Here is a 9,218-nt window from a genome sequence, read left to right on the forward strand (position 1 = left end):
GGGTGGGCCGGCACTACCTGGCGGTGGACGTGGATCCGTCGGCGGGGGTGCGAGAGGTGGGGCTGGTGCGGGTGGATTGATCAGCACCGGCCTTGACGGTGGCTGCGGGGCCGACTTTCCGGCCTGTTAGAAGACCCCCTTGAAAGGGCACTGAACATCTGGGCAGATAGGCGCCGTCCAACGACGCCTTGTGAGGAGGCCTGTCCATGTTCGAAACCCCCGAGAACGATTCCATCTCCCCCGCGCTGCGCGCGCTGCTCGAGCTGTTCGCCACGGACCTGGCGGACGTGAAGTTCCCGGACGTGGACACCGCGGTGCTGGGAGAGTCCGCGGCGCACGTGCGTGAGAAGGCGGAGGCGGTGGCCAGGGTGCAGGCGGCGCTGGACGCGGCGAGGCAGGAGCTGAACGAGAGCCAGGAGTCGCTGCTCCAGAAGGGCCAGCGTGCGCTGGCGTACGCGAAGGTGTTCGCGGAGGACGACGCGGAGCTGGGAGCGAAGCTGGAGGCCATCCACCTGCCGCGTCCGGTGCGCAAGGGTGGCCAGGCCCAGGTGGAGCCGGTGGGCGCGGCGCCGGGCAACGACGACAACGCCCCGCGCCGCCGCGGCCGTCCCCCCAAGCTGCGCCCGGTGGCCAACCTCTTCACGGACGGCGGCAACGGCGCGGACGGCGGGCAGGACGAGGCGGCGGCGAGCCTTCAGTCGTAGCCGGTCCCCTGGCCTCCGGCCCGGCGCTCCTGCGAGGGAGTGTCGGGCCGCGTTGTTTTCGGCGGGGTGCTGAACTGGGGTGGAGCCTCGAAGTTGAAGTAAGGAGGCAGCCATGATGCCGAAGGAGGAGGCCCAGGATGCTTGAGCGGTTGGTAATGGAGGGCGTGGGCCCCAGCTCGCGCCTCTCGTTCGAGTTCGCTCCGCGCCTCAACTTGCTGACCGGCGACAACGGGCTGGGCAAGACGTTCGTGCTGGAGCTGGCGTGGTGGGCGCTGACGCGGCACTGGGATGACGCCCCCTCGCTACGTAGGGCTGACTGGAAAGGCCGGTCCTTTATCGCGGCTGACATCCGGGGCGTGAACAGTCGGACTCACATCCATCACGAACTCGGAGCGCAGGATGTGCAGATATTCGTTCCTCCCGAGAACGGGTTGACCGTCTACGCGCGGGTCGACGGGAGCTTTTCCCTCTGGGATCGGATCCGGAATGGACGGCGGGACGGGCACTCCCTGGTGCCCAGCCTGCCTGCTTACGACTTCACGCCTGACGAACTCTGGAATCGCTTGGAGAAAGACGGGCGGACGCTCTGCAACGGTCTGATCCATGACTGGGTGGCATGGCAGATCAAGAACGCAGAGCCCTTTCAGCGGTTGAAGAAAGTCTTGGCGGCACTCTCGCCAGGAGCACATGAGCCGCTTGTTCCAGGCGAGCCAACGCGCATCAGCATCGATGACGTTCGGGATATTCCCACCCTTCAGATGCCCTATGGAGTCGTGCCGCTCACGCATGCCTCCGCCGCGGTGAAGCGCATTGTCGGACTCGCATATTTGTTGGTCTGGGCATGGGAAGAGCACGTCCGCGCAGCGGAGTTCCGCAATGAACCCGTGACGGACCACATCGTGCTGCTCGTCGACGAGCTGGAGTCCCATCTCCATCCTCGGTGGCAGCGGCTCATTCTTCCCTCCCTGCTCGAAGTCGTCCGCGCGCTTCGCGAGGACGTGAAGGTCCAGGTGATTGCCGTCACGCACTCACCCCTGGTCCTGGCCTCCGCCGAGCCCCTGTTCGATGAGGCGCAGGATGCGCTCTTCATGTTCGACCTGGTGGACCGGGAGGTTCAGGCGACGAAGGCGGAGTGGCGTCCACGCGGAGACGCCAACGCTTGGCTCACCTCTGAAGTGTTCGACTTGAAGGAACCCCGCTCCGTGGAGGCCGAGCAGGCCATCACGGCGGCGAAGGCCGCGCTCAAGGACCCGAACCTCCCCATCGAAGAGGTCCGCCGCATCCACAACGCGCTCTACCGGGTGCTCCGCGACACGGACCCCTTCTGGCCACGATGGCTTGCGCGCGCGGAGGCCGCGGGCATCGACCCATGATCCACGTCGCCCCGCAGCCAGAGCCCGCGGACTTCGATGCCCGGGTTCGTCAGAAGGGACAGGAAGACCTCCAGGGCACGGACGAACTTCGTCCCCACTGGAGGCAGTGCAGCCTCCAGCTTTGGGCCGCCTACAGGGGCGTCTGCGCCTATTCGTGCCTGTACATCCCGCGTGGAACCGGTGCGCTCTCCGTGGACCACCTGCTGCCCAAGTCGAAGCAGCGCGCACTGGCCTACGAGTGGAGCAACTACCGGCTGGCCTGTAGCCGGATGAACGCGCGCAAGAACGCCTTCGAGGACGTGCTCGACCCGTTCGAAGTGCAGGACGGCTGGTTCGCACTCGACTTGTCCACGTTGCAGGTCACTCCTGGCGCGGGGCTGCCAGCGCAGGTCCAGCAGCGAGTCCAGGACACCATCGATCGCCTCGACCTCAACGACGATGAGTTCATCACCGCGAGGACGGCGTACTACGACAGCTATCGGGATGGGGACCTGGCCTTCCGGCACCTGCGGAAGCACTTCCCCTTCCTGGCCAAGGAACTCGTCCGACAGGGACTGGTCCAGCCGTAAAAAAGAAGACCGCGTGCCCCCGTACGGCGCTGCCGGGAGCACGCGGTCCATGTTCACCGAAAGCCTACTCCTGCGGGAACGCGGTCCAGCCGGCCAGCCAGTTGGTGGGGCCCACCGCGCCGACGAAGCGCGCGCTGGTGTCGAAGCCCGCGCCCGGCGTGGCCGCGTTGTCCGGGTTCAGCGCCGGGGAGCCCGTCGCCGGGGTGAAGTTCGGGGCGTCCAGGTTCGTCGCCGCCGTCAGCTGCGCGTCCACGACCTTGTTGTTCAGGCCCGTGGCCAGCACCTTCTCCGCCTCCGCGAACTTGCTCGCGTCCGGATCCGTCACCGCGCCCGACGCGTCCTTCTTCGGGTTCGGCGCGTTCGGGATGGAGACGGAGTCACCCTTGTTGTTCCAGAAGAGCGCGTTCTGGATGGAGAGCTCCGGGGTGGCCGCGTTCCACAGCGCCGCGGAGGCCGTGCCGTCCACGTCGACCGCCGAGTCCGCGAAGTTCGCCACGATGACGTTGCGCAGCAGACCGCCCGCGCCCGTGTTGAACACCAGGCCCTCCTGCGCCGGCGTCGTGCCCGCCGCGCGGCCGGAGCCGATGAACGTCGCGTTCCAGATCTCCGGCACCGTGTGCGGCTGCGCGCCGTTGTCGTTCTTGTTGCCGGACGCCTCGATGGCGCGGTTGCCCACGATGGCGTTCTGCTGCACCACCAGGAACTGCACCTTGCCGCGCCAGCCCAGGTCGTAGTCCAGGCCGTCGTCGTCCGGCTGGCTGATGACGATGTGCTTCAGGCCCGCAGTGCCGCCGAACATCTCCACGCCGTCGTCCGCGCCCTTGTGCACCTGCACGTAGTCGATGTCCGTCGCCGTGCCGCACGCGCCCGTCGTCAGGCCGTTGAGCTCGTTGTCCTCGGCCAGCTCGTAGCCCGCGAACTCGATGCGCGCGTACTTCAGCTTGCCGCAGTCGTGCGCGTCGTCGGGGTTGCTGGCGCTGCCGTACTTCGTGCGCGTGTCACCGCTCGTGGCGAAGAAGCCCTCGATGGTGTTCTCGCCGCCGGCCACGTTGATGGACGCCTTGCCCAGGAGCACCACGCCGCCCCAGTCACCGGCCTCGCGCGAGCCCACCGCCTTCGAGCTGGTGAAGACAATGGGCTTCTCCGCCGTGCCCACCGCGTTCAGCTTCGCTTCACGGGTGATGACCAGCGCGCTGCCCATGTCGCCCTTGACGGTGACGCCCGGCTCGATGGTGAGCGTGCCGCTCTCCACGAACACGTAGTCCTTCAGGGTGTACGTCGTGCCGGCCTTCCAGGTCGTGTCGCCCTGGATGCTGCCCTTCACGTCCTGCTCGGTGGCCTGCGGGTCACCGCCGTCCGGGTTGCCGTTGTTCTTGTCGTCGTCGTCGCCGCAGCCGGAGAGCAGCGCGAGGCTGGAGAGAGTGAGGACGGAGGCAAAGAGGCTCTTCATGTCGGTGCGTCCTTTCAGGGGAATGGGAGGAACTACAGGGCCCAGCCGAGCGACGCGGTGAACGCCACGCCGGGCTTGTACGTCTGCACCGTCACGTCTCCCTGGCGCAGGGTGACGGACGCGTTGAGGAGGTTCGCGGCGGTCAGCTTCAGCTGCGTCGTGCCGAGCTTCTGGGTGAGGCTGATGTCCACGCGGTGGAAGGGCCGCTCGTACACGTCCGGCAGGCCCTGCACGCCGACCTCGCTGATGCGCTGGCCGTACACGTTGTAGAGCACCGCCACTTCCGTGCCGCTCTCCGGCCGCTCGTAGCCCACGTTCACGTTGACCACGTAGGGGGACTGGCCCTGGAGCGGACGGTCCTTGTTCGTCTGCGCGCCCAGCGCGGAGTCACCCAGGTCCACCTGTGACTGGATGAGCGTCAGGTTCGCGCCCACGCGCACCGGACGCAGCGCGGGGCTGAAGCGCGCCAGCGACGTACGCGCCTCCAGCTCCACGCCGTAGCTGTCCGCGCCCGCGGCGTTCTCGAAGCCCAGGTCGCCCGAGTCAGGGTTGCGGATGACGCGCTCGATGGGGTTCTGGAAGCGCTTGTAGAAGGCGCTCGCGGCAAGCACGTCGTTCTCGCCCACGAACCACTCGGCGCGGAGGTCCACGTTGTGGATGCGCGTCTCCAACAGGTCGGGGTTGCCGGACACGTTCCGGCGGCGCACGAAGTCGAAGAAGATGAAGGGCGCCAGCTCGCGGAAGGTGGGCCGCGCCAGCGTGTAGCTGTAGCCCGCGCGCAGGTTCACCTCCGGAGACAGCGCGTAGGTCGCGTTGAGCGACGGCAGCACGTCCAGGTAGTTCTGGTCCGCGCCGCCGGAGTCGCTCTCCACGCCGGTGAACGGGTCCTTGAGCGTCAGCTGCTGGTTGGACGCCTCCAGGCGCACGCCGCCCACCAGGCGCAGCGGCTCCACGGGCTTGTAGTCCGCGGACACGTAGCCGGCGTAGATGCCCAGGAAGGCGTTGTAGGCGTCATCCGCGCGCGTCGTCTCGCGCACGCTGATGGAGGTGCCCACGTTGTCCGGCGAGAAGAGCAGCTCGGGGGACAGGGTGCGGTCCACCGGCTCGTTGGTGAGCAGGTAGCGGAAGCGGCGCGCGTTGAAGTCGCGGAAGGACACCTGCGTGAGGCCGCCCACCTTCAGGCGGAAGTCGGAGGTGAAGGGCAGGGTGAGGTTGAGGCTGCCGCCGGTGGACGTCTCGCCCAGCTCCGCGAAGAAGCGCTCGCCGCTGTTGGGCTGGTTGGGGAAGGACAGCTGCGCGTCCGGGTTGTTGAGGGCGGCGCTGTAGAGCGTGTCGCGCGTGTCGGGCTCGTCGCGGTCCACGCGAGAGATGTTGGCCTGCCAGTCCACCTCGGAGTCGCCCAGCAGCCCCAGGCGGTGGAAGCCGCGCAGCTGCGTGAAGGACAGCGCGCGGGTGATGAACTGGAGGCGGGTGCTGGCGTAGGTGTCGCCGCGCACGTTGTTGTTGCCGTTGGCGGTGTACGTGCGCGTGTCGGTGCCGCGCGTGTAGAGGCTGAAGAGGGTCAGCTCGTTGTCGCGGTCGAACTGGTAGCCCACGCTGGCCAGGCCGCTGAGGTTCGCGGTGGAGAAGCCCTGCGTGGTGCGCGCCACGTCCTGGGAGATGAGGCTGCCGGACTCGTCGCGGGCCGCACGGGCGAAGTCACCCGTCTGCACGCCGTCGCGGTGGCCGTAGTTGACGGTGGCCAGGTAGCCCAGGCGCTGGTTGCCGAAGCGCAGCGTGTCACCCAGGGACGCGCCCAGGCCCATGTTGGGGACGGCGCGCGTGGTGCGCTTCTCCCAGACGTTGGAGAAGCTCTCCCACTGGCTCTCCAGTTGCTGCGCCGTCTCGCCGCCCGCGCCCAGGCGGTGGTCGCGGGGGAGCGCGTCCGGCAGGGAGCGGTCGGAGGAAGCGAAGCCCAGCGTCTCACCGAAGCCGCCCTGCGCCTGCGAGTTGCGCTCGCGGAAGGTGGTGACGGTGTCACCGCCCAGGGTGAGGCGCGGCTTGAACTCGAACTGGGAGGGATAGGTGTTGGTCTCGATGAGCAGCGTGCCGCCGCCGAAGGTGCCCGGCAGATCCGGCGTGTAGCTCTTCACCACGTTGAGGTTGGCGAGCAGGCTGGTGGGGAACAGGTCCAGAGGAACGCTGGGCTCGTCCGGCTCCGGGCTGGGCAGGAGCGCGCCGTTGAGGAGCGTGGTGGCATAGCGGCCACCCAGGCCGCGCAGCAGCACGTAGCGGCCGTCCACCACCGTGGCGCTGACCACGCGCTTCACGGCGTCACCGGCGCTGGAGTCCGGCGTGCGGGCGATTTCCTGCGCGCTGATGGCGTCGGAGACGGCGGCGGCCTTCTTGCGGTCCTGGAGCAGGGCGCCTTCCGCGCGGCGGTCGGAGCGGGCCTCGACGACGACCTCCTGCACCGCGCCCACGTCCGTGCTGAGCGCGACGTCCAGCTTCGTGGCCTTGCCCTGCGTGACGACGACGCCCGTGATGCGGCGGCCTTGGTACACGTCGTAGAAGGCGCGCAGGTCGTACTTGCCCGGCGGCAGCGCGAGCCGGTAGTTGCCGTCCAGGTCCGTGAGGGCCTGCTTGTCGGCGCCCGTCACGACCTTCACGGTGGCCTCGATGAGGCCTTCCCCGTTGGCCTCGTCCGTCAGCCGGCCGTAGATGCCGGTGAAGCCCGCAGGCGGCGTGGAGGATTCGGCCAGGGCCTCATCGTCCATGGCCGCTTCATCGGAAGCAGTGGCCTCGTCGGAAGGCGTGGTGTCGTCGGCCGGCGTCCCGGACTGAGCGGCGGCCGGAGCGGAAGGATCCGCAGGCTGCGAGGCCTGCGCGGGAGCGGAAGGATTCGTGGGCTGCGAGGCCTGCGCGGGAGCAGAGGGCTGTGCGGCCTGCGATGGATCCGCGTTGCCGGGCTGCGCGGGAAGCGGGTTCGCGGTGCTGCCGGGCTGCGTGCCGAGGGACGGCGCGGGACTGGTGGGCAGCGCGCCGTCCGGCTGCGACGGGGCGGAAGTCGCGGGCGTGCTGCCCGGCGGAGGGGGAATCTCTCCGGCCGGCTGCTGGCCGGGAGACGCGGAGGGCGAAGGCGCGGCGGGCGCGGTGGAGTCCGCGCCGGGCGCCTGCGCGAAGGCAGGCAGGGTGATGAGCACGAGTGACGCCACGCAGGCGCGCACGAAGCTTGAACGAGACAACACGGCTCTCCTTGCCGACAGCGACGCGCACTCAACGCGACGCCCGTGGCATTGGGATGAAGGGTTTGTGACGTCTGTGGCGGCGGCGGGAAAACTCGGCGTCACGAACCGCGCGCGGCTTCACGAGCCGCGCGCGGGGCGCCTGGAGTCAGTCCGCCAGTCGTTCCGGCAGCACGGCGACGGTGATGTTCCCGCCCCGCGCCAGGTCCAGCACTTCCATCGCACTTCCGTATGGCACCGCGTCGCTCGCGTCGAAGAAGACGATCTTGTCCGCGCGCGCGTTCAACATGCGCTGCAGGCGGACCACCACCTGGTCGCGCGGAACCTCTTCGTGGTTGATGCGCAGCGTGCCGGCCTTGTCCACCGTGAGCACCACGGGCGGCTTCGCGTCCGGAGGCGGAGGCGTGGTGTCCTCCTTCTTGTCCGGCTTCGCGGGCACGTTCATCCACAGGTTCTTGGTCATCAGCGGCGTGACGACCATGAAGATGATCAGGAGGACGAGCACCACGTCCACCAGGGGCGTCACGTTCATCTCCGGCGTGAGGCTGCTCTTACGCGTGGCCGACATCGCCCGCCTCGGTCCGCGTGGAGACGACGTCCGTGGCGCCGTGCGAGCCACCGTGGGCCGCCGCCGCGCGCTTGTCGCCAGCCATGTCCTCCAGGTGGTCCATGAACTCGCTGCGGGCCTGCTCCAGGGAGAGCAGCAGCGCGTCCGCGCGGGTGGACAGGAAGTTGAACATCAGCACCGCGGGAATCGCGACCAGCAGGCCCAGCGCCGTGACGACGAGCGCCTCCGCGATACCGGCGGACACCGCGCCCAGGCCACCGGAGCCCTCCTTCGCGATGCCGGCGAAGGCCTCGATGATGCCCACCACCGTGCCGAGCAGACCGACGAACGGCGCCACCGAACCCACCGTGGCCAGCACCGACATGCCCCGGCGCACGTCCGCGGTGATGCGCTCGTTGATGCGCACCAGGTCGCGCCGCGTGAGCTCCACCGCGCCCAGCTTCCCGGCGGGGGCGCGGGACTTGGCGAGGAACGTCTTCATGCCACCGCCCAGCATCATCGCCAGGTGGCTGCTCTTGTTGCCGTCCGCCTCCTTCACCAGCGCGTCGTGCTGCTGCTGCGCGAGCAGCGGACCGGCGCGGCCCGCGAACTGGCGGGACGCGGCGCGCGAGCGGAAGTAGACGAACAGGCGCTCGAAGAAGACCGCCAGCGACGCGACCGCGAAGGCGATCAGCGTCCAGGCGATGCCCAGGGCGAAGACGCCCATGTGCGCGTAGATTTCCTTGAGATTGAAGTTCATGGCTGTGGCTTTCCGAAGGGGGAGGAAGGCGTCAGGACTTGAGGCGGAACGGGACCTTGAAGATGCGGAAGACGGCGGTCGGCTGACCGGACACGACGGCGGGCTTGAAGCGCCACGTGCGCGCGGCGGACAGCGCGGCGCTGGCGAAGGGCTCATCGCCGCGCATCACCTTGAGGCCGGTGACGCGGCCGTCGACCTCGACGACGCCCTTGAGGATGACCATCCCCTCCAGCCCCTTGGAGCGAGCGTCGGACGGGTATTCGGGGATGAGGTTCGAGGCCAGCGGCTCCGGCGGCGTCCCCGCCTCCGGGAGATTGATGGGCTGCGCGCGGCCACCACCGATGGCCATGCCCTCGCCGCTGCCGGTGCCACCCACCACACCACCAGGGACGAGCGTGCCCGTGCCACCGACGGCCATGGGCGCCGCGGCGACGACCTCCTTCTCAGCCTCGGGCGGCTTGTCGAGCGGCACCGCGTCCGGGGCCTTCAGCGGCGCGGGAGCGACGGTGGGCATCGCCGCGGGCGGAGGAGCGGCCTTGGCGACAGGCGGCGCGGCGCGGGGCGGCGGCTTCGCGACGGGCGGAGGCGGGG

At 69.1% G+C, this 9,218-nt stretch carries 8 protein-coding genes; 3 read left to right on the forward strand and 5 right to left on the reverse strand.

Going from position 1 to position 9,218, the window contains the following annotated elements:
- Positions 1-206 precede the first annotated feature (206 nt).
- The 3 genes from D7Y21_RS38120 (at position 207) to D7Y21_RS38130 (ending at position 2,646) form a co-directional block, all read left to right on the forward strand.
- Positions 207-704 (forward strand): hypothetical protein, encoded by a 498-nt coding sequence (locus D7Y21_RS38120; protein ID WP_120565364.1) that lies wholly within the window; start codon positions 207-209, stop codon positions 702-704.
- A 137-nt stretch (positions 705-841) separates the two neighbouring features.
- Positions 842-2,077, forward strand: a complete 1,236-nt coding sequence (locus D7Y21_RS38125) for an AAA family ATPase (protein ID WP_121718325.1) — start codon at positions 842-844, stop codon at positions 2,075-2,077.
- A complete protein-coding gene (locus D7Y21_RS38130; RefSeq protein ID WP_121718326.1) occupies positions 2,074-2,646 on the forward strand; it encodes a hypothetical protein in 573 nt (190 codons plus the stop codon). The genes D7Y21_RS38125 and D7Y21_RS38130 overlap by 4 nt, the downstream gene beginning before the upstream one ends.
- A 64-nt stretch (positions 2,647-2,710) precedes the next feature.
- Here D7Y21_RS38130 and D7Y21_RS38135 read toward each other — a convergent pair whose 3' ends face one another.
- The 5 genes from D7Y21_RS38135 to D7Y21_RS38155 all read right to left on the reverse strand — a co-directional run.
- On the reverse strand, positions 2,711-4,096 hold the full coding sequence (locus D7Y21_RS38135) for a hypothetical protein (RefSeq protein ID WP_121718327.1): 1,386 nt from the start codon (positions 4,094-4,096) through the stop codon (positions 2,711-2,713).
- A 32-nt stretch (positions 4,097-4,128) separates the two neighbouring features.
- Positions 4,129-7,323, reverse strand: coding sequence for a TonB-dependent receptor domain-containing protein (locus tag D7Y21_RS38140; protein ID WP_121718328.1), 3,195 nt, complete (start codon positions 7,321-7,323; stop codon positions 4,129-4,131).
- 145 nt (positions 7,324-7,468) lie between these two features.
- Positions 7,469-7,888 carry a biopolymer transporter ExbD gene (locus D7Y21_RS38145; RefSeq protein WP_121718329.1) on the reverse strand — a complete coding sequence of 140 codons (420 nt, stop codon included), beginning with the start codon at positions 7,886-7,888 and terminating at the stop codon, positions 7,469-7,471.
- Complete coding sequence (locus tag D7Y21_RS38150) at positions 7,872-8,627, reverse strand: MotA/TolQ/ExbB proton channel family protein (RefSeq protein WP_120565357.1); 756 nt, start codon at positions 8,625-8,627, stop codon at positions 7,872-7,874. Before D7Y21_RS38150 ends, D7Y21_RS38145 begins: the two co-directional genes overlap by 17 nt.
- A 31-nt stretch (positions 8,628-8,658) precedes the next feature.
- On the reverse strand, positions 8,659-9,218 hold a 560-nt coding region (locus D7Y21_RS38155; RefSeq protein ID WP_147469500.1), incomplete at its 5' end, for an energy transducer TonB.

This window comes from Corallococcus sp. AB045, assembly GCF_003668895.1.
GTDB classification, from domain to species: Bacteria; Myxococcota; Myxococcia; order Myxococcales; family Myxococcaceae; genus Corallococcus; species Corallococcus coralloides.

Excerpts from the sequence above, each read along its gene's own strand:
- D7Y21_RS38150 (WP_120565357.1), bottom strand. The coding sequence starts at position 8,627 with ATGAACTTCAATCTCAAGGAAATCTACGCGCACATGGGCGTCTTCGCC.
- D7Y21_RS38145 (WP_121718329.1), bottom strand. The coding sequence starts at position 7,888 with ATGTCGGCCACGCGTAAGAGCAGCCTCACGCCGGAGATGAACGTGACG.
- D7Y21_RS38125 (WP_121718325.1), top strand. The coding sequence starts at position 842 with ATGCTTGAGCGGTTGGTAATGGAGGGCGTGGGCCCCAGCTCGCGCCTC.
- D7Y21_RS38135 (WP_121718327.1), bottom strand. The coding sequence starts at position 4,096 with ATGAAGAGCCTCTTTGCCTCCGTCCTCACTCTCTCCAGCCTCGCGCTG.
- D7Y21_RS38120 (WP_120565364.1), top strand. The coding sequence starts at position 207 with ATGTTCGAAACCCCCGAGAACGATTCCATCTCCCCCGCGCTGCGCGCG.
- D7Y21_RS38130 (WP_121718326.1), top strand. The coding sequence starts at position 2,074 with ATGATCCACGTCGCCCCGCAGCCAGAGCCCGCGGACTTCGATGCCCGG.